Here is a 25,289-nt window from a genome sequence, read left to right on the forward strand (position 1 = left end):
AGGGCAGGGGCAGGTTGGCATGCGGAAACTTGCCGCAAGGGGGTCACTGTTCGGCCCTACACTTCGCGCTTCGCGTTTTGGGCTCGCCCTTCCCCTACAGGAGCCGCCATGCAAGGCTTTCACTTTCCGGTCGTCATCATCGACGAGGACTTCCGTTCCGAGAACACGTCGGGCCTGGGCATCCGCGCCCTGGCCGAGGCCATCGAAAAAGAGGGCTTCGAAGTGGTGGGCGTGACCAGCTATGGCGACCTGTCCCAGTTTGCCCAGCAGCAAAGCCGCGCCAGCGCCTTCATCCTGTCGATCGACGATGAGGAGTTCACACCCGGGCCGGAGCTGGACCCCGCGGTGGTGAACCTGCGCAACTTCATCAGCGAGATCCGGTTCCGCAACGCCGACATCCCGATCTACCTGTACGGCGAGACGCGCACCTCGCAGCACATCCCGAACGACATCCTGCGGGAACTGCACGGCTTCATCCACATGTTCGAAGACACGCCGGAGTTCGTGGCGCGCCACATCATCCGGGAGGCCAAGAGCTATCTGGATGGCCTGGCGCCGCCGTTCTTCCGTGCGCTGATGGATTACGCCCACGATGGCTCCTATTCCTGGCACTGCCCGGGGCACTCGGGGGGCGTGGCCTTCCTGAAGAGCCCGATCGGGCGCATGTTCCACCAGTTCTTTGGCGAGAACATGCTGCGCGCCGACGTCTGCAACGCGGTGGAGGAGCTGGGGCAGCTGCTGGACCACACCGGCCCCGTGGCCGCCAGCGAGAAGAACGCGGCCCGCATCTTCAATGCGGACCACTGCTTCTTCGTCACCAACGGCACGTCCACGTCCAACAAGATCGTCTGGCACCACACCGTGGCACCGGGCGACGTGGTGCTGGTGGACCGCAACTGCCACAAGTCCATCCTGCACAGCATCATCATGACCGGCGCGGTGCCGGTCTTCCTGACGCCCACGCGCAACCACTACGGCATCATCGGCCCCATCCCGGAGAGCGAGTTCAGCAAGGAGTCGATCCGCCGCAAGATCGCCCAGCATCCGCTGCTCAAGGGCGTGGACCCGGAGGCGGTGCAGCCCAAGATCCTGACCGTGACGCAGAGCACCTACGACGGCGTGCTCTACAACACCGAGTCGATCAAGGCGACCCTGGACGGCTGGGTGGACACCATCCACTTCGATGAGGCCTGGCTGCCGCACGCGGCTTTCCACAAGTTCTACGGCACCTTCCATGCCATGGGCAAGGGGCGCAAGCGTCCGCAGCAGGCCATGGTGTACGCCACACAGTCCACCCACAAGCTGCTGGCCGGCATCAGCCAGGCCTCCCAGGTGCTGGTGCAGGACTCGCAGAGCGTCAAGCTGGACCGTTACCTCTTCAACGAGGCCTACCTGATGCACACCTCCACCTCGCCGCAGTACGCGATCATCGCGTCCTGCGACGTGGCGGCGGCCATGATGGAGCCCCCGGGCGGCACCGCCCTGGTGGAGGAGAGCCTCAAGGAGGCGCTGGACTTCCGCCGTGCGATGCGCAAGGTGGACGAAGAGTATGGCGAGGACTGGTGGTTCCAGGTCTGGGGGCCGGATCGCCTCACCGACGAAGGCATCGGCCGTCAAGACGATTGGGTGCTCAAGGCCAACGAGACCTGGCATGGCTTCGGCAACCTGGCCGAGGGCTTCAACATGCTGGACCCGATCAAGTCCACCATCATCACGCCGGGGCTGAATGTCTCTGGCGAGTTTGCGGTCAATGGCATTCCGGCCTCCATCGTCACCAAGTTCCTGGCCGAGCATGGCGTGGTCGTCGAGAAGACGGGGCTGTACTCCTTCTTCATCATGTTCACCATCGGCATCACCAAGGGCCGCTGGAACACGCTGCTGACCGCATTGCAGCAGTTCAAGGACGACTACGACCGCAACCAGCCGCTGTGGCGGGTGATGCCGGAGTTCTGCCAGGCCTTCCCGCGCTACGAGCGCATGGGGCTGCGCGACCTCTGCCAGAGCGTGCACGAGGCCTATGCCCGAGGCGACATCGCCCGCCTGACCACCGAGGTCTATCTGTCGGAGCTGGAGCCGGCCATGAAGCCGAGCGATGCCTATGCGCACATTGCGCACCGCAAGACCGAGCGGGTGGAGATCGACGACCTGGAAGGCCGGGTCACCACCGCGCTGCTCACGCCCTATCCGCCGGGCATTCCCCTGGTCATCCCGGGCGAGCGCTTCAACCGCAGGGTGGTGGACTACCTGCGCTTCACCCGCGATTTCAACGCCCAGTTCCCGGGCTTCGGCGCCGATGTCCACGGCCTGGTGTCCGAGGAGCAGGGGCCGGGCGAACCCAAGCGCTATTTCGTGGACTGCGTGCAGGACTGACCCGCACCGGCGAAAAAAAGCCCTCGCTGAGGCGAGGGCTTGTGCAGCAAGACGAGACGGGGCCGCTCAGGCCTCGTCCTCCGGCATGCCGCCGACCATGACGTGGCTGAAGCCGCCGTCCACATAGGTGATCTCGCTGGTCATGCCGGCGGCCAGATCGGACAGCAGGAAGGCGGCCACGTTGCCGACGTCTTCGATCGTCACGTTGCGGCGCAGCGGGGCGTTGCGCGAGAAGATGTCCAGCAGCTTGCCGAAGCCCTTGATGCCCGAGGCCGCCAGGGTCTTGATCGGGCCGGCGGAAATGCCATTGACCCGGATGCCCTTGGGGCCCAGGTTGGCCGCCAGGTAGCGCACGCTGGCTTCCAGCGAGGCCTTGGCCAGGCCCATGGTGTTGTAGGCCGGGACGTAGCGAATGGCGCCCAGGTAAGACAGCGTCACCAGCGAGGCGTTGTCGCGCAGCGAGGGCAGGGCGGCCTTGGCCATGGCCGGGAAGCTGTAGGCCGAGATGTCGTGGGCAATGCGGAAGCCCTCGCGCGACAGGCCGTCCAGGAAGTCACCGGCGATGGCCTCCCGCGGCGCAAAGCCGATCGAGTGCACAAAACCATCGAAGCCTTCGGGCCAGGCGGTCTTGAGTTCGGCGAACAGGCGCTCAATGGCGGCGTCGTCGCCCACGTCGCATTCGAACACCAGCTTGGAGTCGAATTCGGCAGCGAATTCAGTGATGCGGTCCTTGAAGCGGTCGCCGACGTAGCTGAAAGCCAGTTCGGCACCTTCGCGATGGCAGGCCTTGGCGATGCCGTAGGCGATGGAGCGGTTCGAAAGCAGGCCCGTGATGAGCAGGCGCTTGCCGGCGAGGAATCCCATGCGGTCTCCGGAGTGTTGTGGTCCAGCGCGATTTTGACATGAGCAACTTGCTGTGACGAAGTGCTCTGGCTATAATTCGAACTTCGCTAGAATGCCGATAGCTGACGAGAAGTGGGCGGATTCATCTCTGCCCATTTTTTTTGCGTTGGTGTTTTGGCGCTGAATCAGTACTGAGCCAGGAAAGGTATTCGCACCCTGATGAGCTGGAGCCAAGCCGTTGAGAAGACGGTGACAGGTTTGGGTTATGAACTCGTCGATGTCGAGAGATCGGCCGGCGGGTTGCTGCGCGTCTATATCGACCGTGTACCCGGCAAGACCTACCCCACCGGAGGGCAGGAGTTCGTGACGGTCGAGGACTGCGAGGCGGTGACCCGTCAGCTGCAGTACGTGCTGGAGGTCGAGGACGTCGACTACGCCCGGCTCGAGGTGTCCTCGCCGGGGCTGGACCGTCCGCTCAAAACGGCTGAGCACTACGCCCGTTTCGCGGGTCAGCAGGTGCAGATCACCCTGAAATTGCCTTTCCAGGGCCGCAAGAAATATGAAGGCTTGCTGCAGGCCGCCGACACGGGCGAGGGCTGGCAGCTGGTGTTCCATGACGGCAAGGTCGACCAGGTCCTGGACTTCAGCCTGGACGAAGTGCGTGAAGCCCGGCTGGTGCCGGTGCTGGATTTCAAGGGCCGCCGCAACAAGGCCGCCCCCGCCGCCCAGCCCCAGTCCTCTGGCAATGCGGGCGATGAGACAACCGATGGAGGTCAAGAAGAATGAACCGCGAAATGCTGATGTTGGTGGATGCGATCTCGCGCGAGAAGGGCGTGGACCGCGAGGTGGTGTTCGGCGCGGTTGAACTGGCGCTGGCCTCTGCCACCAAGAAGCTGCACGGCGGCGAGGTGGACATCCGCGTGGCCATCGACCGCGACACCGGTGAGTACGAGACCTTCCGTCGCTGGCATGTGGTGCCCGATGAGGCCGGCCTGCAAATTCCCGATGCCGAGATCCTGCTGTTCGAGGCCAAGGAACAGATCTCCGACATCGAGGTGGACGACTACATCGAGGAGCCGATCGAATCGGTGCCCATCGGTCGCATCGGTGCCCAGGCTGCCAAGCAGGTCATCCTGCAGAAGATCCGCGACGCCGAGCGTGAGCAGCTGCTCAACGACTTTCTGGCCCGTGGTGAGAAGATCTTCGTGGGCACGGTCAAGCGTCTGGACAAGGGCGACATCATTGTCGAGTCCGGCCGCGTCGAAGGGCGCCTCAAGCGCAACGAGATGATCCCGAAGGAGAACCTGCGCACCGGCGACCGCCTGCGCGCGTTCATCGGCGGCGTCGATCCGACCGCCCGCGGCCCGCAGATCATGCTCTCCCGCTCTGCCCCTGGCTTCATGGTCGAACTGTTCGCCCAGGAAGTGCCCGAGATCGAGCAAGGCCTGCTGGAGATCAAGAGCTGCGCCCGTGACCCTGGCAGCCGCGCCAAGATCGCCGTCGTCTCGCACGACAAGCGGGTCGATCCGATCGGCACCTGCGTCGGCGTGCGCGGTTCGCGCGTCACCGCCGTGACCAACGAACTCGCCGGCGAGCGCGTCGACATCGTGCTGTGGTCGGAGGATCCGGCCCAGTTCGTCATCGGCGCCCTGGCCCCGGCCAATGTGCAATCCATCGTCGTGGACGAGGAGAAGCACGCGATGGACGTGGTGGTCGACGAGGAGAATCTGGCGATCGCCATCGGCCGTGGCGGCCAGAACGTTCGCCTGGCCTCCGAGCTGACCGGCTGGCGCATCAACATCATGACGGCCGAGGAATCGGCGGCCAAGCAGGCGCAGGAGTCCGATGTCGTGCGCCGCCTGTTCGTCGAAAAGCTGGATGTGGACGAGGAAGTCGCCGACATCCTGATCGCCGATGGTTTCACCAGCCTGGAAGAAGTGGCGTATGTGCCGCTGCAGGAAATGCTGGAGATCGAAGGCTTCGACGAAGACACCGTCACCGAGCTGCGCAACCGAGCCAAGGATGCGCTGCTGACCATGGAAATCGTGCGCGAGGAGGGCGTGGGCGGCGTGTCCCAAGACCTGCGCGACCTGGAGGGCCTGAGCCCTGATCTGATCGCCAAGCTGGTGGCCGGGGGAGTCAATTCCCGCGACGACCTGGCGGACCTGGCCGTTGACGAACTGGTCGAGATGACCGGTGTCGACGAAGTCGAGGCCAAGGCGCTGATCATGAAGGCACGTGAACATTGGTTCAACGCCTGAACTTCCAGAGTCCTCATACGAGCATCCACGCACACGGTACCCAGACAAGGAATCCAAGAATGGCAGTGACCACCGTCGCCCAACTCGCCGCGGAGCTGAGCAGGCCCGCCGCGACGCTGCTAGAGCAGCTGAAGTCGGCCGGCGTCGCCAAGAACTCGCCCGAAGACTCGCTCAGCGAGTCGGACAAGGAGCGCCTGCTCGAGCACCTGCGCAATGCGCATGGCATGAGCTCTGGCGGCGACCGCAAGAAGATCACCTTGACCCGCAAATCGACCAGCGAGATCAAGCAGGCCGATGCGAGCGGCAAGGCGCGCACTATCCAGGTGGAGGTGCGCAAGAAGCGCACCTTCATCAAGCGTGACGACATCCCGGGCGGTTCCACCGCAGAGGATGCCGCCGCCGCCGAGGAGGCCGAACTGGCCCGCCGCGAGGAAGAGGCCCGTCGCCAAGCCGAGCTGATCCGTCAGCAGGAAGAGGAACTGGCCGAAAAGCGCCGCCAGCGCGAGGAGCAGGAGCGCCTCGAGCGCGAGGCTGCCGCCAAGGCCGCCGCAGAAGCGGCTGCGGCCAAGGCCGCCGCGGAAGAAGCGGCGAAGGCCGCTGCCGAAGCCGCTGCTGCGGCGCAGGCCAAGGCAGCGGCCGAAGCCGCCGCGAGCCAGCCTCCCGCCGAGAAGACGGTGGTGGCCGCACCGGTTGTCGCTGCACCCGCCGCGCCGGTGGCTGCGCCTGAGCCCGCACCGGCACCCAAGCCGGCCCTGCGCGTGGTCAAGGCATCTGCCGGACAGGATGCCGAGGAGGCCAAGCGCCTGGCCGATCTGGCCGAGCGCCGCAAGCGTGCCGAGGCCGAAGCGGCTGCCATCCGCGACATGATGGCCCGCAAGTCCAAGGTGATGGTGGCCAAGAAGCCGGAAGAACCCAAGCCGGTCGAGGCCAGCAAGGAAGGCATCAAGGGCACCATCCACAAGACGGCCGCCAAGCCAGGTGCACCCGCGCCGGCTGCTGGCGCGCCGTCGGCGGCCAAGCCGGGCGACAAGAAGTCGGTCAAGTCCGAGAAGCTGTCGTCCAGCTGGGCCGACGATGCCAAGAAGCGCGGTGCCGGTGCCGGCAAGCCGCGCACCGACATGTCGAGCAATCGTCCGGGCTGGCGCGCGCCGCGCGGCGGCCGCCGTGGCGATGGCCGTGACGAGCGTGCCAGCACCTTCCAGGCGCCGACCGAGCCGGTGGTGCAGGAAGTGCACGTGCCCGAAACCATCTCGGTCGCCGATCTGGCGCACAAGATGTCGGTCAAGGCCAGCGAAGTCATCAAGAAGATGATGCTGTTGGGCCAGATGGTCACCATCAACCAGCAGCTGGACCAGGAAACCGCGATGATCGTCGTGGAAGAAATGGGCCACAAGGCACTGGCGGCCAAGCTGGACGATCCGGAAGCCTTCTCCGAGGAGGAAGAGGCCGCAGCCGGTGGCGATGCCCTGCCGCGTGCGCCGGTGGTGACCGTGATGGGTCACGTCGACCACGGCAAGACCTCGCTGCTGGACTACATTCGCCGCAGCCGCGTGGCTGCGGGCGAAGCCGGCGGCATCACCCAGCACATCGGTGCGTACCACGTGGAAACCCCGCGCGGCATGATCACCTTCCTGGATACCCCGGGCCACGAGGCCTTCACGGCCATGCGTGCCCGCGGTGCCAAGGCCACCGACATCGTCATCCTGGTGGTGGCGGCCGACGATGGCGTCATGCCGCAGACCAAGGAAGCCATTGCCCACGCCAAGGCGGCCGGCGTGCCGATCGTGGTCGCGATGACCAAGATCGACAAGCCCGAAGCCAACCCGGATCGCCTCAAGAGCGAACTGGTGGCCGAAGAGGTGGTGCCGGAAGACTTCGGTGGCGACAGCCCCTTCGTCGGCGTCTCGTCCAAGACCGGTCAGGGCATCGACGCGCTGCTGGAGCAGGTGCTGCTGCAGGCCGAGGTGCTGGAACTGAAGGCGCCCATCGACGCGATGGCCAAGGGCATCGTGATCGAAGCCCGCCTGGACAAGGGTCGCGGCCCGGTGGCCACCGTGCTGGTGCAGACCGGCACGCTCAAGCGTGGCGACGTGGTGTTGGCCGGTGCCAGTTATGGCCGCGTGCGTGCCATGCTGGACGAAGACGGTCATAACACGGCCGAGGCCGGTCCCTCCATCCCGGTGGAGATCCAGGGCCTGACCGAGGTGCCTGCCGCGGGTGATGACTTCATGGTGCTGGCCGACGAACGCCGTGCCCGTGAAATTGCCACCTTCCGCCAGGGTAAGTACCGCGACGTCAAGCTGGCCAAGCAACAGGCCGCCAAGCTGGAGTCCATGTTCGAGAACATGGGCGAAGGCCAGGCCCAGACCCTGCCGTTGATCGTCAAGGCCGACGTGCAAGGCTCGCAGGAAGCGCTGGTCGCCTCGCTGCTCAAGCTCTCCACCGACGAGGTGCGGGTGCAGGTCGTGCATGCGGCCGTGGGCGGCATCAGCGAGTCGGACGTCAACCTGGCAATCGCCTCCAAGGCCGTCATCATCGGCTTCAACACCCGCGCGGACGCCAATGCCCGCAAGGTGGCCGATGGCAACGGCGTGGACATCCGCTACTACAACGTCATCTACGACGCAGTGGACGAGGTGAAGGCGGCGATGGCCGGCATGCTGGCACCCGAGCAGCGCGAGGAGATCATCGGCATGGCCGAGATCCGCCTGGTGTTCGTGGCGACCAAGATCGGCACGATTGCCGGCTCGATGGTCACCTCCGGTGTGGTGCGTCGCAACGCCAGGTTCCGCCTGCTGCGCGACAACATCGTGATCTACACGGGCGACATCGAATCGGTGCGACGCGAGAAGGACGACGTGCGCGAGGTCAAGGAAGGCTTCGAGTGCGGTATCAAGCTCAAGAACTACACCGACATCAAGGAAGGCGACCAGCTCGAGGTCTTCGAGATCAAGGAAGTGGCCCGGACCCTGTGATTCCCATGCTCCCGGCCGGTCGCCATCCCCTGTGGGGCTGGCGGGTCGGCGGAGCCGGAACCGCACAGACGACCGGTTCGGAGCCCCGCCTTGGCGGGGCTTCCCCTTTTCAAAGGCACAGCCATGCGACACAAACGCAGTGTTCCCAACCGCAGCTTCCGGGTGGCCGACCAGATCCAGCGCGATGTGGCCGAGCTGATCCGTGATCTGAAGGACCCCCGCATCGGCATGGTCACGATCAATGCCGTGGAGGTCACGCCCGACTACGCCCATGCCAAGGTGCTGTTCTCGCTGCTGGTCGGCGATCCGGTGACCACCGAGGTGGCGCTCAACGAGGCGGCCGGCTTCGTGCGCAATGGTCTGTTCAAGCGCCTGTCCATCCACACCGTGCCCACGCTGCATTTCAAGTTTGACCAGACCACCGAGCGGGCGGCCGGCTTGAGCGCGCTGATCCAGCAGGCCAATGCGACCCGGGCCAAGGATGACTGAGTTGGTCATGAACGACACCCCGGTCTCGGCGCCGCGGCCGCGCATCGTGCGCCGGCCGGTGCATGGCGTGCTGTTGCTCGACAAGCCGCTGGGCCTGTCGAGCAACGACGCGCTGCAGAAGGCCAAGCGCCTGTTCCGCGCCGAGAAGGCGGGCCATACCGGCACGCTGGATCCGCTGGCCTCCGGACTGCTGCCGCTCTGTTTTGGTGCGGCCACCAAGTTCTCGCAGGCCAGCCTGGAGGCCGACAAGGCCTATGCCGCCACCCTGCGCCTGGGCCAGAACCGGGTGGGTGGCGACATGGAAGGCGAGATCGTCCGCGAGCGCCCGGTCGACGTGACGATGGCCGCCATCGAGGCCGCCTGCGCGGGCTTCACCGGCCTGATCTCCCAACTGCCGCCCATGCACTCCGCCCTGAAGAAGGACGGCAAGGCACTGTACGAATACGCCCGGGCCGGGATCGAGGTGGAACGTGAGCCGCGCCAAGTGCGCATTCACGCCATCGACATCCTGGGCTGGGATGCTGCGGCCTGCACCTTGCAACTGGCGGTGCGCTGCAGCAAGGGCACCTACATCCGCACCCTGGCCGAGGACATCGGCGAGGTGCTGGGTTGCGGTGCCCACCTGGCCGGGCTGCGCCGCACCCACAGTGGCGGTCTGGATGTGGCCCATGCGGTCACGCTGGACCGGCTGGCCGAGCTCGACGAGGCCGATCGGGACGCGCTGCTGCGTGGCCCGGACTGCATGCTCGCCGACTGGCCCGCGGTGTGCTTGCCCATGGACGAGGCCGGCCGCTTCCTCACCGGGATGCGGCGCAAGGTGCAGACGACCGACATGCCGGCGGTGCGCGTCTACGGGCCCAACCCGTCCACCTTCTTGGGCAGTGCCCATGTCACCGCCGGTGAACTGATCCCCGACCGCTTGCTCAGCCCCATCGAGGTGCAGGCCCTGTTGGTCAACCAGAAAGAAACTCCATGACCCGTCAGATTCGCAACATCGCCATCATCGCCCACGTCGACCATGGCAAAACCACCATGGTCGACCAGTTGCTCCGCCAATCGGGCACCTTCGCAGAGCACGAGAAGGTCGTCGACACCGTGATGGACAACAACGCCATTGAGCGTGAGCGTGGCATCACCATCCTGGCCAAGAATTGCGCGGTCAGCTGGGAAGGCACGCACATCAACATCGTCGACACCCCGGGACACGCGGACTTCGGCGGCGAGGTGGAGCGCGCTCTGTCCATGGTGGACGGTGTGGTGCTGCTGATCGACGCCCAGGAAGGCCCGATGCCGCAGACCCGCTTCGTGACCAAGAAGGCGCTGGCCCTGGGCCTGAAGCCCATCGTCGTGGTCAACAAGGTGGACAAGCCGGGTGCCAAGCCGGACGCCGTGATCAACGCCGCCTTCGACCTGTTCGACAAGCTGGGCGCCACCGACGAGCAGCTGGACTTCCCGGTGGTCTACGCCTCGGGCATCAACGGCTGGTCCTCGCTGGAAGAAGGCGAGCCGGGGGCCCAGTGGGGCCCCGACATGTCGGCCCTGTTCAACACCATCCTCAAGCACGTGCCCACCCATCAGGGCAATCCGGATGCCTCGCTGCAGTTGCAGATCTCGGCGCTGGATTACTCCACCTTCGTCGGCCGCATCGGCGTGGGTCGCATCAGCCAGGGCACCCTGAAGCCCTCGATGGACGTGCTGGTGATGGAAGGCCCGGATGGCAAGAGCTTCAAGGGCCGCGTCAACCAGGTGCTGACCTTCCAGGGCCTGGACCGTGTCCAGGTGACTGAAGCCGGCCCGGGCGACATCGTGCTGATCAATGGCATCGAGGAGATCGGCATCGGCGTCACGCTGACCAGCCCCAGCGATCCGGCCCCGCTGCCGATGCTGAAGGTGGATGAGCCGACGCTGACGATGAACTTCTGCGTCAACACCTCGCCGCTGGCCGGCCGTGAAGGCAAGTACGTCACCAGCCGCCAGATCTGGGACCGCCTGCAGAAGGAACTGCAGAGCAACGTGGCGCTGCGCGTCTCTGAAACCAGCGAGGACGGTGTCTTCGAGGTGATGGGCCGTGGCGAACTGCACCTGACCATCCTGCTGGAGAACATGCGCCGCGAGGGCTACGAACTGGCCGTGGGCAAGCCGCGCGTGGTGTTCCGTGACATCGACGGCGTCAAGTGCGAGCCGATCGAGATGGTCACCGCCGACGTGGAAGAGCAGCACCAGGGCGGCGTGATGCAGGCCTTGGGCGAGCGCAAGGGCGAACTGGTCAACATGGAGCCGGACGGCCGTGGCCGCGTGCGCCTGGAGTACCGTATCCCGGCGCGGGGCCTGATCGGTTTCTCCAACGAGTTCCTGAACCTGACCCGCGGCTCGGGCCTGATCTCCAACATCTTCGACGGCTACGAGCCGCACAAGGGCGACATCGCCGGCCGCAAGAACGGCGTGCTGATCTCGATGGATGCCGGCGAGATCTTCACCTACGCCCTGGGCAAGCTGGACGATCGCGGCCGCATGTTCGTCAAGCCGAACGACCCGGTCTATGAAGGCATGATCGTCGGCATCCACAGCCGCGACAACGATCTGATCGTCAACGCCACCCGCACCAAGCAGCTGACCAACTTCCGCGTCAGCGGCAAGGAAGACGCGATCAAGGTCACGCCGCCGATCGAGTTGACGCTGGAGTACGGTGTCGAGTTCATCGAGGACGATGAGCTGGTCGAAATCACGCCCAAGTCGATCCGCCTGCGCAAGCGCCACCTGAGCGAGCACGACCGCAAGCGCGCCGCCCGCGCATGACCCCCGTGGCCCCCATGATGAGCCACCGCCGTGCGGTGGCCACCATGGTGCTGGCCACGCTGCTCTGGAGCATCGCCGGGGTCGTTACCCGGCACCTGGACTCGGCCGCCTCCTTCGAGGTGACCTTCTGGCGCAGCGCGGCCAATGCGCTGGCCATGGTCGTGCTGCTGGCCTGGCAGATGGGCCCGCGCGCGCTCTGGCGCAGCCTGCACCAGGGTGGGGCGGTGCTGTGGTGGTCTGGCCTGGGCTGGGGCGTCATGTACACCGCCTTCATGGTGGCGCTCACGCTGACCACCGTGGCCAATGTGCTGATCACCGAGGCGCTGTCGCCTTTGCTGACGGCGCTGATCGCCCGCTTCGTGCTCAGGCAGCAGCTGCCGCTGCGCACCTGGGTGGCCATTGCCATGGCCAGCGGCGGCATCGCGTGGATGCACGCCTCCCATGTGGCCGGCGGTGACCTGCGCCACCTGCTGGGCACGGGGCTGGCCCTGCTGGTGCCGCTGTGCAGCGCCCTGGTGTGGGTGCTGATGCAGGTGAATGCGCGCCGTGCGACCGAGCGTCAGCAGGACCTGTCGGCTGCGGTGCTGATCGGCGCCGTGCTGTCGGCCGCCGTCTCGCTGCCGCTGGCCTGGCCGCTGCAGGCGTCGGCCCATGACATGCAGTTGCTCAGCCTGCTGGGCGTGGTCCAACTGGCCATTCCCTGCGTGATGGCGGTGGCTGCGGGCCGGGTGCTCAAGGCCCCGGAGGCCTCATTGCTGGGGCAGCTGGAGATCGTCTTCGGCGTGGCCTGGACCTGGCTGGGGACGGCCGAGGCGCCCACCCCAGCCGTGCTGGGGGGCGGCCTGCTGGTGCTGGGCGCACTGACGGCCAACGAGGGACTGGCCCTGTGGCGCAGCCGGGCCACCGCCGCGCGGGGCTGAGGCGCCCTCCGTTTTCGGCGACGGCACAATGGGGCGATGAGCCGGCCCATCGACCGGCCGGAGACACGCTCGCATGCAATCGGACGACTTTTCGCCTGCACTCTGTTCGGGCGGCCAGGTGCTGGCCCGTCGCCAGGGACCGCTGGGCCTGATCACGCTCAATCGCGCCGCGGCGCTCAACGCGCTCTCGCTGGCCATGGTGCGCGACCTGACCACGGCGCTGCTGCAGTGGCGCGAGGACCCGGCGGTCAAGGCCGTGCTGGTGCAGGGCGCTGGCCGCGAGGGCAAGCCGCCGGCCTTCTGCGCCGGTGGCGACATCCGCTTCTTCCACCAGGCGGCCTTGGCCGGCGACCCGCGGCTGGAGGACTTCTTCACCGAGGAATACGCCCTCAACCACCTGATTCACCACTACCCCAAGCCCTGCATTGCGCTGATGGATGGGGTTTGCATGGGCGGGGGCATGGGCATCAGCCAGGGCGCTTCGCTGCGGGTGGTGACCGAGTTCAGCAAGCTCGCCATGCCCGAAACCCACATCGGCCTGTTCCCGGATGTGGGCGGCGGCTGGTTTCTGGCCCGCTGCCCGGGCCATGTGGGCGAATACCTGGCCCTGAGCGGCGAGGTGCTGGGCGCGGCCGACGCCATCGCCTTCGGCCTGGCCGACGTGCAGCTGCCTTCGGCCGGGCTGCCCGCGCTGGTGGAAGCGCTGGGTGACGGCTCGTCCGCCAACGGCCCCCAACTGGAAGCGGCGGTGCGTGCCCGGGCCGTGGCGGCCGGTGAAGGTCGGCTGGCCGCGTTGCAAGGGCAGATCGACTTGCATTTCAGCCACGCCACGCTGGGCGAGATCATCGCCTCGCTGGCGGCAGACGACAGCGACTGGGCGCGGCATACGCTGGGCGTGCTGCGCAAGCGCTCGCCGCTGATGATGGCCGTCGCGCTGGAGCAGGTGCGCCGCGCCCGTCACATGAGCCTGGGCGAGGACCTGCGCATGGAGCGTGACCTGGTGCGTCACTGCTTCCACCTGCGTCCGGGCACCGCCAGCGAGACGGTGGAGGGCATCCGCGCGTTGGTGGTCGACAAGGACCACCAGCCGCGCTGGAACCCGGCCCGGGTGGAGGACGTGACGCCAGACCAGGTGGCCGCCTTCTTCGCCAGCCCCTGGCCCGCGGTGGTCCACCCGCTGCGCGCGCTGGACTGAGCCAGCGCGCGACAGCGGCGCAGGGCGCGTTCAGCCCTTGAGCTTCAGGCCACCCATCATCGGGTCGCTGACGCTGGGCTTGCCTGTTTCCACGTGGCCCGCCAGGCGGGTCTGGAAGCTGCTGTCGCCCGCGGCGGTCACGACGATGTCGTACCAGCCGAAGGTGCGGTGCAGCGACCAGCTCACCGACTGCATGGCGCCCGCGGCCAGGCTCAGCGTCTGGCTCTGGCCGCTGTAGCGGTCCACCAGCGTCAGCGCCACGGCGGCCTTGCCGGCATTGCTGAGGGTCACGGTCACGCCTTCGTCACCCGGCACCGGGGTGTAGACCACGCTGGTCTCGACCCGCACCGCGCTTTTGGCCACACCGCCCTGGTAGCGGCGCAGGAAGCCGTTGGGGCCGGAGACCGACAGGTCGTAGCTGCTCGCGCCAGCCGAGAGCAGGTCCCACTGGCCCTTGAGCGTGTGGCCGGGCTCCACCGTGTAGCAGCGCGGCGCGTCGGTCGTGGTGCGGCTGCGTACCTGGAAGGCCGCGGTGGCATTGCCTTCGTTGATGAAGTCCAGCACATAGAGGCCCTTGTCGGCCTTCAGGTGGCCGTTGGCCTGCAGCGCATAGGGCAGGGCGCGGGCGCGGCGCACGCCGGTTTCCTGCACCGGCAGCTGCGGGTTGGTGGGGGCCACCACCACGTAGTCGGCATGGCGCTCCAGATCGACCGGGAAATAGGCCGAGGTGCTGGGCAGGGTCGGCACCTTGGCGTTGGGCGTGGCGAAGTTGAAGGCCGAGGTCAGGTCGCCCGTCACGGCGCGACGCCATGGGGTGATGTTGCTCTCGGTCACCCCGAAGCGGGCTTCCAGGAAGCGGATCACCGAGGTGTGGTCGAAGACCTGCGAGTCGACCCAGCCGCCCTTGCTCCAGGGCGAGACGACCAGCATCGGCACCCGCATGCCCAGACCGTAGGGGCCGGCCGGGTGGCTGCTGTCGCCAGCGAAGAGCTCGTTGGTGGTCTTGACGGTGGAAGCCCCCAGGCTGCTGTTGGCCGGTGGGGTGGGGGGCGAAATGTGGTCGAAGAAGCCGCCTTCCTCGTCGTAGTTGATGAACAGCACCGTCTTGCTCCAGACCGCCGGGTTGGCGGTCAGGGCATCCAGGAACTGCGAGACGAACCAGGCGCCGTAGTCGGTCGGATGGTTGGGGTGCTCGCTGTAGGCCTCGGGGGCGACGATCCAGGAGACCTGCGGCAGCTTGTTGTTGGCCACGTCCTGGCGGAACTGGGTCACCAGGCCGTTGGGGTCGCGGTTGCTGTTGACGATGGCAGTGCCGGTCTTGGCCTTGTCGGCCAGCGGTGTGCCGGCCACGGCGTTCTGGTACTGGTGGAAGTACAGCAGCGAGTTGTCGCCGTAGTTGCCGATGTAGGGGTCGCTGGTCCAGCCCCAGTAGCCATCGGCGGTCAGGCCGGTGCCGGTGTCCTGGTAGATCTTCCAGCTGATGCCGGCGGCCTCCAGGCGCTCAGGGTAGGTCTTCCAGTCGTAGCCGGCCTCGGCATTGGTGATGACCGGGCCCCCGCCCTTGCCGTCGTTGCCCACCCAGCCCGTCCACAGGTGGTAGCGGTTGGGGTCGGTCGGGCCCATCAGCGAGCAGTGGTAGTCATCGCAGACGGTGAAGGCGTCGGCCAGCGCGTAGTGGAAGGGGATGTCCGCGCGCTGGTGGTAGGTCATGGCCGACAGGCCCTTGTTGGGCACCCACTGGTCATGGCGGCCCAGGTTCCAGGCGGCGTGGGTGTCGTTCCAGCCGTGCGGCGGGTCGGGCAGGAAGGTCATGCCCAGGTTGTCCACCGGCGGGCGGAAGGGCAGCACCAGCTGGTCACCGTTCATCTGGTACCAGACCGGCTGACCCGAGGGCAGGGTGATGGCCCGCGGATCGGCAAAGCCGCGCACGCCACGCAGGGTGCCGAACAGGTGATCGAAGGAGCGGTTCTCCTGCATCAGGATCACGACGTGCTCGACGTCGGCAATGGTGCCGGTGCGCTGGTGGGCGGGAATCTCCAGGGCGCGGGCGATGCTGGGGTGCATGCCGGCGGCGGCGCTGCTCGCGCCCATCCATTGCAGAAACTGGCGGCGGCGGGGATCGGTCATGGGAAGGCCTTTTCGGGGTTTGGGGGGGACGGCCGCCACGCTAGGCCGGGCGTTTGACACGCCCGTGTCGGTCCCCCCGCCCAAAGGACCCAAGGTGCGACAAGCTGTGACACCGGATAATCCGGGGGTGACCTCAAGCCCTGAATCCGCCTCCGTCCCGTCTGTCCACCCGTCTCCGTGGCGGCTGAGCGTGGCGCCCATGCTCGACTGGACCGATCGCCATTGCAGGCATTTCCACCGTCAGCTCACCCGCCAGACCCGGCTCTACACCGAGATGGTCACCACCGGCGCATTGCGGTTTGGTGACCAGGCGCGCCATTTGGACTACGGCGCCGAGGAGCATCCCCTGGCCCTGCAATTAGGGGGGAGCGAGCCCGAGGAACTGGCGCACGCCACGCGCCTGGCCCGGCAGTGGGGCTACGACGAGGTCAACCTCAATTGCGGCTGCCCCAGCGAACGGGTTCAGCGCGGGGCCTTTGGTGCCTGCCTGATGGCCGAGGCCCTGCTGGTGGCCGACTGCGTGCGCGCGATGCGCGAGGCGGCCGAGCCATCGCAGGCCGGGCAAGCAGCGCTGCCGGTCACGGTCAAGCACCGCATCGGCATCGACAAGGAAGAGAGCTATGCCTTCGTGCGCGACTTCGTCGGCACGGTGGCCGAGGCCGGCTGCGAGGTCTTCATCGTCCACGCCCGCAACGCCTGGCTCAAGGGCCTGAGCCCCAAGGAGAACCGCGAGGTGCCGCCACTGCGCTACGAGCTGGTCTACCAGCTCAAGCGCGAGTTTCCGCAGCTGACCATCGTGCTCAACGGCGGGGTGAAGACGAACGAGGAGATTGCCGCGCACCTGGCCCATGTCGATGGCGTGATGGTGGGCCGCGAGGCCTATCACAACCCCTGGCTGATGGCCGACTGGGACACGCGCTTCTGGGGCGAGGCGGCCGACCCCGCCAGCGACCGCGATGCGGTGGAGCAGGCCATGGTGCGCTACATGGCCGAGCGCCACGCCGCGGCCGCCACGCCCTGGGCCCACATCGCCCGCCACATGCTGGGCCTGCACAACGGCCTGTCCGGGGCGCGCCGCTGGCGCCAGGCGTGGTCGGACCACCGGCTCAAGGGCGAGCCGCCCGAGTCGGTGTACCGCCACGCCCACCGCGGGGCACCGGCCGCCGCCTGATCCCGCTCAGCCCGCGGCGCGTGGGGCCGGGGTGTTGCGCTGTGGCCAGGTGGCCAGCAGCAGGCCGGCCAGGGCCAGGCCCAGCGCCAGCAGCTGGGCCGGCGCCAGCGATTCCCCCAGGAACAGCACACCCACGGCGGTGGCCGACAGCGGCAGCAGCACGCTGAACACGCCGGCCTGTTGGGCCGGGACATGGCGCAGGCCCTTCATCCAGAGCCAGACGGTGACCACGCTGGCGGCCAGGGCGTAGAAGCCCAGCAGGCCCCAGTGGGCCAGGTGCACCGCACCGAAGTCAAAGCGCAGTGCCTGCCACAGGCCCAGCGGCGTCACCAGGGCCAGGCCCCACAGGTTGATCAGCGCGCTGATGCGACGGGGCGAGACCTGGGCGGTCAGCTTCTTGCCGATGACCATGTAGCAGGCCTCGCAGAACACCGCGCCCAGCAGCAACGCATAGCCCCACCAGGGCGCGGGGGCTGCCGCGCTGCTGCCGTGCCGGCTCAGCGCCAGCAGCGCGATGCCCGCCACCGCACAGGCCACGCCGGCCATCACCCGGGGGTGCAGGGCCTCCTTCAGCCAGGCCCGCGACAGCAGGGCCACGGCGGCCGGAATACCCGCCATCACCACCCCGGCGGCCACCGCCGAAGTGGCGGCCACGCCGAAGAGCATGCAGATCGAGAACAGGAAGTTGCCGAGGAAGCTCTCCAGGAAGAGCAGGCGGCGGTCGGCCGGGCTCAGGGGGGGCTCACAGGGCGAGCGCTTCACCCAGCGGACCATGGCCAGTGCTGCCAGGCCAAAGCGCAGCCAGGCCAGCAGGAAGATCGGGAACACGGCCACCAGGAGTTTGGAGAGGCCGACATAGCTGCCAACCAGCGCCATGCTGGCGGCCAGGCTGGCATAGGCCAGCACGCGGGACGAGGGGGACAAGGGCATGAGGGCGCACAGGGTAGCCGATCCGGCATCGGTGCGCTGGGCGGCGGTCGGCCCGGAGTTACGATGCGATACGGTGCCCGGCATGGGTGGCAACAGGGGGAGGGGATGCGCATCCTGCTGGTCGAGGACGACGAACTGCTGCAGCGGGCATTGGCGACGGCCTTGGCCGAGGCCGGCATGGAGTTGGACGTGCTCAGCGCTGCCGAGCCGGCGCTGGACGCCCTGTCCCACGGCATGCACGATCTGGCCATCGTGGACATCGGCCTGCCCGGCATGGACGGCCTGGAGCTGCTGCGGCGCCTGCGGCGCAGCGGCGACAAGGTGCCGGTGTTGATGCTGACCGCGCGAGACGGCCTGGACGACCGCGTGCAGGGCCTCAACGAAGGGGCCGACGACTACCTGATCAAGCCCTTCCTGCTGCCGGAGCTGCTGGCCCGGGTGCAGGCCCTGATTCGCCGCAGCCAGTCGGCAGCCAGTTCGCGGGTGGAGGTTGGCCCGCTGGCGATGGACATCGCCAGCCACGAGGCCGAACTGGCCGGCCAGCCCCTGGCCCTGACCGGCCGCGAGTGGGACCTGCTGCTGGCCCTGGTGCTGGCCACGCCCAAGGTGCTGGCCAAGCGCAAGCTGGCCGACAGCCTGAGCCGCTGGGACAAGGAGATCACCGACAACGCCATCGAGATCTATGTCTCCCGGGTGCGCAACAAGCTGGCCGACAGCGGCGTGACGATCCGCACCGTGCGCGGCATCGGCTACCGGCTGGACCTGGAGCCGGCATGACGCTGGCCGATCCGCCCTCGCTGCGCGGCCGGCTGCTGCGGCTGCTGTGGTGGCCACTGCTGGCCGTGCTGATGCTCAGCGCCGTGTACGACTACAGCCAGTGGGCTGACCGGGCGCGTGCCAACCAGGATCTGGCGCTCTCGCGCATCGCCATCGCGCTGGCCACCCGCCTGGATGTGGATGCCGACGATGCCCGCGATGACGACGTCGGCCCCCACCTGGCTCGCACGGTGCAGGTGATGCAGCAGGCCGATGGCCGGGACCGGCTCTTCTTTGCTGTGCTCGACGCGAAGGGGACCGTGCTGGGCGGCGACGCGCACCTGATGTCGCTGATCGAGCCCCCCCCGGGCGACTGGGCGGTGTTTGCCGACACCCACTGGCAAGGCAGCGACGTGCGGGTGGTGGCCCTGCCGCACCGCTCGCCGGTGGGGCCGGTGACCGTGGTGGTGGCTGAGACGACCGAGCGCCGCGTGGCGCAGACCCACCATGTGTTGATGGACACCATCGTGCCCAACCTGGTGCTGGTGCTGCTGGCCCTGAGCCTGGTCTGGCTGGGGGTGAACTTCGCCCTTGCTCCCCTGGACCGCCTGAGCGACCAGGTGGAGCACCGTTCGCAGCAGGACCTGGGCCAGATCCCGGAATCTCCGCTGCCCAGTGAGCTCAAGCCGCTGGTGGCCGCGCTCAACCGGCTGATGGCCCATCTGCGGGCCTCGGCCCAGGCCCAGCAGGCCTTTCTTTCCAATGCGGCGCACCAGTTGCGCACGCCGCTGGCCGGCGTCATCAACCAGATTGAGCTGGTCAGCCGCGAGGTGGCTGGCGAGCCGCGCGAGCGACTGGCCGGGGTGCAGGAGGCGCTCCAGCGCATGACCCGCTCCACCCACCAGATGCTGGCGCTGGCCCGCTCCGGGCCGCAGGCGGCCGCGGCCGAGGAGGCGGCGCCGGTCGACCTGGCCGATCTGCTGGAGGACGCCGCCTCCCAGTGGCTGGACACGGCCCTGGCGGCCGGGGTGGATCTGGGCTTCGAGCCTGAGCCCGCGGTGGTGCGGGGCTCGGCCTGGATGCTGCACGAGCTGCTGGGCAACCTGATCCACAACGCGCTGCGCCACAGCCCGCCGGGCAGCCGCGTCACGGTGCGCAGCGGCACCGATGCGCAGGCCGGTTCATGGCTGGAGGTGGAGGACGAGGGGCCGGGCATTCCGCCCGCCCTGCGGGACAAGGTGTTCGACCGCTTCTTCCAGGCGCCCGGTGCGGCCCCCGGTGGCAGCGGGCTGGGGCTGGCCATCGTCCGCGAGGTGGCCGAGCGGCACCAGGCCCAGGTGCTTCTGCGGGACGGGGCCGATGGCCGAGGGCTTCGCGTGCGGGTGGTGTTTCCGTCCTCCCCGTGACATTCCCTTTCAGTCACTGTCAGGCTTTTGAAGGTTGCTTCCCTCTAGCCTGTCGGCCATGTTCGATGCACCTGAGACGACCATGGCTTCTTCGGAACTCCCTACCACGCCCGACTCGACGGCCTGGCACCCTCGCCCCATCGTGGTGGCCCACTGGCTGACCTTCGGCCTGCTGGTGGCGGCCTTTGCCTTCGTGCTCGGGCGCGAGTTCGTGGACGGCAAGGCGCTGGAGACGCTGCTGCTGATGTTGCACCGCTGGGCGGGGCTGTCCATCGCCCTGCTGGCGCTGACCCGCTTGCTGCTGCGCACCCGGCTGCAGCTGGCCGAAGGCACCTCCGATGACCCCGCCTGGCAGCGTTGGATCGCCGCCGGCATCCACGCACTGCTCTACCTCTTCATGCTGGGCCTGCCGCTGCTGGGCTGGGTGCTCAGCAGCGCCCAGGGCCAGACTGTGAACCTGCCCTGGGGCGGCCATCTGCCGGCCCTGATGGATCCGGACCCCGACCTGGCGGACACGCTGGAGGACTGGCACGGCACGCTGGCCTGGACCCTGGCCGGCCTGATCGGCATGCACGCGGCGGCGGCGCTGTACCACCACTGGGTGCGCCGGGACGGCGTGCTCGCGGCCATGTGGCCGCCGGCCCGCGCCTCGCGTTGAGCGACGCGCCGCCTCGCAACCTTCCCCTTTTCCCCTTCCTTGACCCCACCCTCGTTCCGAGAGGAGACGAACGCATGACCATGTCCCGACATCCCCGATGGCGCTTCTGGCTGGCGCAGGCCGCCGGCCTGCTGGTCACCCTGACCGCCGCCAGCCCCAGCCATGCCGTGCCCAGCTACGCCCGCCAGACCGGGCAGGACTGCGTGGCCTGCCACGTGGGTGGCTTTGGCCCGCAGCTGACGCCCTACGGCGTCAAGTTCAAGCTGGGCGGCTATGCCGACACCGATGGCCAGGGCGGCAAACTGCCGCTGTCGGGCATGCTGGTGGCGTCGATGACCCGCACCGCCAAGGACCAGGCCGAGCCGCCGGTCGATGGCGCCAAGCTCAACAACAACAAGACCCTGGACGAGGCCTCGCTGTTCATTGCCGGTCGGCTGGCCGACCAACTGGGCACCTTCACCCAGATCACCTACGACGGCGTGGGCAAGACCAGCTCGCTGGACCAGATGGATGTGCGCTTTGCCCACAGCACCAGCCTGGACGGCAAGGACCTGACCCTGGGTGTTTCGCTGAACAACAACCCCGGCGTGCAGGACCCGTTCAACACCATGCCGGTCTGGGGCTACCCGTACGTGGCCTCGGCCCTGGGCTTCAGCGGCCCGGAAACCGGCACGCTGATCAACGGCGGGCTGGAGCAGCATGTGCTGGGCCTGACGGGCTACGGCTTCTATGACAACCAGTGGTATGCCGAGCTGGGCGCCTACCGCGACCTCTCGCGCACGATGCAGGAGCGCATGAGCCTGGGCACCGCGGACGACCCGGGCCGCGTTTCCAACGCAGGCTACTGGCGTCTGGCCTGGTTCCAGGACCACCACAGCCGTGCCTATTCGCTGGGCCTGTTCGGCTTCAATGCCGGCATCCAGCCTGACCGCCAGCCCGGCGGCCCGCGCAACCAGTACCACGACGTCGGCATCGACGGCCAGTACCAGTTCCTGGGCACCCGCGAGCACATGTTCACCCTGCAGGGCAGCTACATCTGGGAGCGCCAGAACCGCGATGCCATGGTGGCCGCCGGGGAGGCGGACCATGCCCACGGCTTCCTGCGCGAGACCCGCGTGAATGCCTCGTACAACTACCAGCAGACCTACGGGCTGAGCCTGGGCCGCTTCGCCACCACCGGCGATCGCGACAGCCTGCTCTACGGCAGCAACGGCGCCATGGTGCCCAACACCCGCGGCACCGTGTTCCAGGCCGACTGGACGCCCTGGGGCAAGGAAGACTCCTGGCTGGCACCGTGGGCCAACCTGCGCCTGGGCCTGCAGTACACCGCCTACAACCAGTACAACGGCGCCTTCCGCAACGTCGATGGCAATGGCCGCAAGGCGTCCGACAACAACACGCTGTTCCTCTTTGCCTGGACCAGCTTCTGACGCGCGGAGCAAGCACACCATGTTGACACTGAAATCCATGCTGAGCGCCGGCGCCTTCGGGCTGCTGGCCCTGGGGGGCACCCTGCACACGGACGCGGCCCGGGCCGCGGGCGACGCCAAGGTGGGCGCCCGCGTCTATGCCGAGAATTGCGCCGAGTGCCACAGCACCAAGGAAGGCAAGAACAAGAAGGGGCCTTCGCTGTTCCAGGGCTTCGGCCGCAAGGCCGGCGCGGTGGGCGACTTTGCCTACTCCGATGCGCTCAAGGCCAGCGGCAAGAGCTGGACCGAGGCTGAGCTCGACGCCTACCTCACGCTGCCCAAGAAGGCCATTCCGGGCGGCAAGATGAAGTTCGACGGCCTGCCCGAGGCCAAGGACCGGGCCGACGTCATCGCCTACCTGGCCACGCTGAAGTGAGCCGGCGCGGGGGCCGGCCGGTCAGCGGATCGGTCGACCCTCGCGGTCCAGCACCGTCATCGCCACGTCGGAGATGGCCTGGCGCCGCTGCGCATCCCAGCGCAGCACCAGGCCGCCGGCATCCCAGCCGGCCAGACTCTCCATGGCCTGCATGAAGGCCGCCCGGCTGCCCCCGCGCGGCATGCGCCGCAGGCCCTCGACCACGGCATTGCCCGCCACCCAGCCTTCGAGCGACACGTATTCGGGTGCCGGCCCGCCGCTGACCTGCAGCAGGCGCTGGTAGGTGGCCACCACGGGGCGCGAGCTGTCGAAGGGCGAGGGCATGACCTGCGTGACCGACAGGCCCCCCGCCTTGGCGCCCAGCAAAGGCCCGATGGCCGCGGCGCTCGACAGGCTGGTGGCGAAGCATCCACCGGCAAAGCCGGCGTCGCGCAGCGCCAGCATCACCGCCGCGGTGGAGGCATAGGCTGCCAGGAAGACCACCGCCATCGGCTGGCCGGACATCAGCGTCCGTGCGGCCGCCTGGATGTCGCGCGATTTCCATTCGACCTGGTTGGTGGAGTTGCGCGCCACCCGGGCCAGGGCCACGGCCGGTGGCAGGTCGGCCGCGGCCAGGGCGTGCTGCAGCGCCTCCATGCCGGCCTGACCATCGGCGTCGTCCTGCTGCAGCACCGCCACCCGGCTGAAGCCGATGGTGCGCAGGCTGCGGGCGATCAGGGTGGTCTCGGCGCTCAGGCCCGGGCGCAGGTGCCACAGCCAGCGCGAGGGGTTGCGCCGCAGGCTCTCGGCGCCGGTGAGCGGCGCCAGCAGGGGGACGCCGGCCTTTTCGGCCAGCGGCAGGCAGCGGTTGACGGATTCGGTGCCCACATAGCCGACCAGGGCGAAGACCTTGTCGCCCAGCAGGTCCTGGGTATTGGCCAGGGCCACCTCGGGCTCGTAGCGGTCGTCGTAGCTGATCAGCTCCAGGCGCTGGCCGCGCACGCCACCGGCGGCGTTGGCGGCCTGTACGGCCAGTTGCAGGCCGCGCTGGTACTCGATGCCCAGGTGCTGGGCCGGGCCCGACAGGGGGACCGACTGCCCCAGGCGGATCGTCTCCCGGGCACTGGCGGGTTCGGACTGGGCCCGCGCGGTCTGCCAGGGCAGGGCCGCCCCCGCGGCCAGGGCTGCTTTGAGCCAGTCGCGGCGACGTTCAGAAGGTGGCGGCATAGCGCTCGAGCTCCCAAGTGCTGACGTGGCGAGCGTAGCCCAACCATTCGTCGCGCTTGAGTCGCAGGAACTCGCCATGCAGCACGGGGCCCAGGGCGGCGGCCACCACCTCGTCGGCCGCCAGGGCCTCCATGGACTCGGCCAGGGACTGCGGCAGCAGCGGGATGCCGCGCTGACGGATCTCGCCCAGGGACAGGGCGAACAGGTCTTCGGTGCAGGCGGGGCCCGGGTCCAGGCCGCGGTCGATGCCGTCCAGGCCGGCCGCGATCAGCACCGCGCTGGCCAGGTAGGGGTTGGCGCTGGCATCGGGCACTCGCCACTCGAAACGTCCGGGCAGGGTGCGGACCATGGCGGTGCGGTTGTTCGGTCCATGGGCCACATAGGCTGGGGCCCAGGTCGTGCCCGAGAGCGATTCCCCCACCACCAGGCGCTTGTAGCTGTTCACCGTGGGGGCGGCCAGCGCGCACAGCGCCGGCGCATGGGCCAGCACGCCGGCGATGAACTGGCGGCCCAGCAGCGACAGGTCATGGCCCTGGGCGCGCTCGTCCGCGCTGGGGCTGAAGAGACCCTTGCCGTGGGCCGGGTCTTTCAGGTCCCACAGCGAGACGTGGAAGTGCAGGCCGCTGCCGGGCTGGTTGGCAAAGGGCTTGGGCATCATCGAGAAGACCCAGCCCTCGCGCTCGGCCAGCGCCTGCGCGGCCAGCTTGAAGCCCATCAGATGGTCGGCGCTGGCCAGGGCCTCGTCGTAAGCGAAGTTGACCTCGTACTGGCCGTGGGCGTCCTCGTGGTCGAGCTGCAGCACGGTGCGGCCCCAGCCGCCGAGCGTCTCCTGCAGTGCATGCAGGAAAGCGGCCTTGCGCGGCAGCGATTTCAGGTCGTAGCTGGGCTTGTCCAGCCGATCGCCGGCATCGGCCGGCACCCAGCGGCCCTCCTGCTTCTGCAGCAGGAAGAACTCGGGCTCGATGCCGGTCTTGAGTTGCCAGCCGCGTTCGGCCAGGCGGGCGGTGGCGCGCTTGAGCACCTGGCGCGGGCAGGCCTCGAAGGGCTGGCTCGCCACGAAGCCGTCGCAGACCACGCGGGCGTAGCCCGGCTGCCAGGGCAGGGGGTCGATGGGGTGGCCCAGGTCGGCCCGGGCGTAGTACTCGGCCCGCGGCCCGGTGCGGGGCAGGCTGGTGCCCCAGATGGAGGGGCCGGCAAAACCGGCGCCGGTCTCGATCAGCTCATCGAGCTGGGCCAGGGGCACGTACTTGCCCTTGGCCACACCGTGCATGTCGGTGAACTGGGCCAGCAGCGTGTGCACGCCCCGGGCTTGCAATGACTCACGCTGCGTGTCGTTCATGC

The 25,289-nt window shown here is 68.2% G+C and carries 20 protein-coding genes; 15 read left to right on the plus strand and 5 right to left on the minus strand.

The window, feature by feature from the left end:
• Positions 1 to 108: 108 nt before the first annotated feature.
• Positions 109 to 2,370, plus strand: coding sequence for an arginine/lysine/ornithine decarboxylase (locus tag M0L44_RS14610; RefSeq protein WP_252770551.1), 2,262 nt, complete (start codon positions 109 to 111; stop codon positions 2,368 to 2,370).
• A gap of 66 nt (positions 2,371 to 2,436) precedes the next feature.
• On the opposite strand, the gene fabI is transcribed toward M0L44_RS14610, so the two are convergent.
• On the minus strand, positions 2,437 to 3,234 hold the full coding sequence (gene fabI, locus M0L44_RS14615; RefSeq protein ID WP_252770552.1) for an enoyl-ACP reductase FabI: 798 nt from the start codon (positions 3,232 to 3,234) through the stop codon (positions 2,437 to 2,439).
• Positions 3,235 to 3,432: 198 nt separating this feature from the next.
• Between fabI and rimP the strand changes: the two genes are divergently transcribed.
• From rimP to M0L44_RS14655, 8 genes are all read left to right on the plus strand, one after another.
• Positions 3,433 to 3,999: a ribosome maturation factor RimP gene (gene rimP, locus M0L44_RS14620; protein WP_252770553.1), complete on the plus strand. Its 567-nt coding sequence runs from the start codon at positions 3,433 to 3,435 to the stop codon at positions 3,997 to 3,999.
• Positions 3,996 to 5,474 carry a transcription termination factor NusA gene (gene nusA / locus M0L44_RS14625; protein ID WP_252770554.1) on the plus strand — a complete coding sequence of 493 codons (1,479 nt, stop codon included), beginning with the start codon at positions 3,996 to 3,998 and terminating at the stop codon, positions 5,472 to 5,474. Before rimP ends, nusA begins: the two co-directional genes overlap by 4 nt.
• 59 nt (positions 5,475 to 5,533) lie before the next feature.
• Positions 5,534 to 8,449, plus strand: coding sequence for a translation initiation factor IF-2 (gene infB / locus M0L44_RS14630; protein WP_252770555.1), 2,916 nt, complete (start codon positions 5,534 to 5,536; stop codon positions 8,447 to 8,449).
• A 123-nt stretch (positions 8,450 to 8,572) separates the two neighbouring features.
• Positions 8,573 to 8,938: a 30S ribosome-binding factor RbfA gene (gene rbfA / locus M0L44_RS14635; RefSeq protein WP_252770556.1), complete on the plus strand. Its 366-nt coding sequence runs from the start codon at positions 8,573 to 8,575 to the stop codon at positions 8,936 to 8,938.
• 7 nt (positions 8,939 to 8,945) lie between these two features.
• Entirely contained in the window at positions 8,946 to 9,914 is a 969-nt protein-coding gene (gene truB / locus M0L44_RS14640) for a tRNA pseudouridine(55) synthase TruB (protein ID WP_252770557.1), read from the plus strand.
• Positions 9,911 to 11,734, plus strand: coding sequence for a translational GTPase TypA (typA, locus tag M0L44_RS14645; RefSeq protein WP_252770558.1), 1,824 nt, complete (start codon positions 9,911 to 9,913; stop codon positions 11,732 to 11,734). Before truB ends, typA begins: the two co-directional genes overlap by 4 nt.
• On the plus strand, positions 11,731 to 12,654 hold the full coding sequence (locus M0L44_RS14650; protein ID WP_252770559.1) for a DMT family transporter: 924 nt from the start codon (positions 11,731 to 11,733) through the stop codon (positions 12,652 to 12,654). Before typA ends, M0L44_RS14650 begins: the two co-directional genes overlap by 4 nt.
• A 73-nt stretch (positions 12,655 to 12,727) precedes the next feature.
• Positions 12,728 to 13,849 carry an enoyl-CoA hydratase/isomerase family protein gene (locus M0L44_RS14655; protein WP_252770560.1) on the plus strand — a complete coding sequence of 374 codons (1,122 nt, stop codon included), beginning with the start codon at positions 12,728 to 12,730 and terminating at the stop codon, positions 13,847 to 13,849.
• A 30-nt stretch (positions 13,850 to 13,879) separates the two neighbouring features.
• On the opposite strand, the gene M0L44_RS14660 is transcribed toward M0L44_RS14655, so the two are convergent.
• The gene (locus M0L44_RS14660; RefSeq protein ID WP_252770561.1) at positions 13,880 to 15,976 is read right to left on the minus strand and encodes a phosphocholine-specific phospholipase C; all 2,097 of its coding nucleotides are present in this window, start codon (positions 15,974 to 15,976) and stop codon (positions 13,880 to 13,882) included.
• A gap of 127 nt (positions 15,977 to 16,103) precedes the next feature.
• On the opposite strand from M0L44_RS14660, the gene dusA reads away from it, so the two are divergent.
• A complete protein-coding gene (gene dusA, locus M0L44_RS14665) occupies positions 16,104 to 17,147 on the plus strand; it encodes a tRNA dihydrouridine(20/20a) synthase DusA (protein ID WP_354004133.1) in 1,044 nt (347 codons plus the stop codon).
• Positions 17,148 to 17,153: 6 nt separating this feature from the next.
• Here dusA and M0L44_RS14670 read toward each other — a convergent pair whose 3' ends face one another.
• Positions 17,154 to 18,077 carry a DMT family transporter gene (locus M0L44_RS14670; protein ID WP_252770563.1) on the minus strand — a complete coding sequence of 308 codons (924 nt, stop codon included), beginning with the start codon at positions 18,075 to 18,077 and terminating at the stop codon, positions 17,154 to 17,156.
• Positions 18,078 to 18,182: 105 nt separating this feature from the next.
• On the opposite strand from M0L44_RS14670, the gene M0L44_RS14675 reads away from it, so the two are divergent.
• From M0L44_RS14675 to M0L44_RS14695, 5 genes are all read left to right on the plus strand, one after another.
• Positions 18,183 to 18,854 (plus strand): response regulator, encoded by a 672-nt coding sequence (locus M0L44_RS14675; protein ID WP_252770564.1) that lies wholly within the window; start codon positions 18,183 to 18,185, stop codon positions 18,852 to 18,854.
• Entirely contained in the window at positions 18,851 to 20,239 is a 1,389-nt protein-coding gene (locus M0L44_RS14680) for a sensor histidine kinase (RefSeq protein WP_252770565.1), read from the plus strand. Before M0L44_RS14675 ends, M0L44_RS14680 begins: the two co-directional genes overlap by 4 nt.
• Before the next feature lie 82 nt (positions 20,240 to 20,321).
• The gene (locus M0L44_RS14685; RefSeq protein ID WP_252770566.1) at positions 20,322 to 20,897 is read left to right on the plus strand and encodes a cytochrome b; all 576 of its coding nucleotides are present in this window, start codon (positions 20,322 to 20,324) and stop codon (positions 20,895 to 20,897) included.
• Between the two features lie 74 nt (positions 20,898 to 20,971).
• Positions 20,972 to 22,327, plus strand: a complete 1,356-nt coding sequence (locus tag M0L44_RS14690; protein ID WP_252770567.1) for a cytochrome c1 protein — start codon at positions 20,972 to 20,974, stop codon at positions 22,325 to 22,327.
• A 19-nt stretch (positions 22,328 to 22,346) separates the two neighbouring features.
• Positions 22,347 to 22,742, plus strand: a complete 396-nt coding sequence (locus M0L44_RS14695; protein ID WP_252770568.1) for a c-type cytochrome — start codon at positions 22,347 to 22,349, stop codon at positions 22,740 to 22,742.
• A 21-nt stretch (positions 22,743 to 22,763) separates the two neighbouring features.
• Here the strand turns inward: M0L44_RS14695 and M0L44_RS14700 are convergent, their stop codons facing one another.
• Both M0L44_RS14700 and glnT read right to left on the minus strand, forming a co-directional pair.
• The gene (locus M0L44_RS14700) at positions 22,764 to 23,948 is read right to left on the minus strand and encodes an ABC transporter substrate-binding protein (RefSeq protein WP_252770569.1); all 1,185 of its coding nucleotides are present in this window, start codon (positions 23,946 to 23,948) and stop codon (positions 22,764 to 22,766) included.
• Positions 23,932 to 25,287 (minus strand): type III glutamate--ammonia ligase, encoded by a 1,356-nt coding sequence (glnT, locus tag M0L44_RS14705; protein ID WP_252770570.1) that lies wholly within the window; start codon positions 25,285 to 25,287, stop codon positions 23,932 to 23,934. Before glnT ends, M0L44_RS14700 begins: the two co-directional genes overlap by 17 nt.
• Between the last annotated feature and the right edge of the window lie 2 nt (positions 25,288 to 25,289).

The sequence above is a fragment of the Ideonella oryzae genome (assembly GCF_024055665.1).
Classification (GTDB): domain Bacteria; phylum Pseudomonadota; class Gammaproteobacteria; order Burkholderiales; family Burkholderiaceae_C; genus Ideonella; species Ideonella oryzae.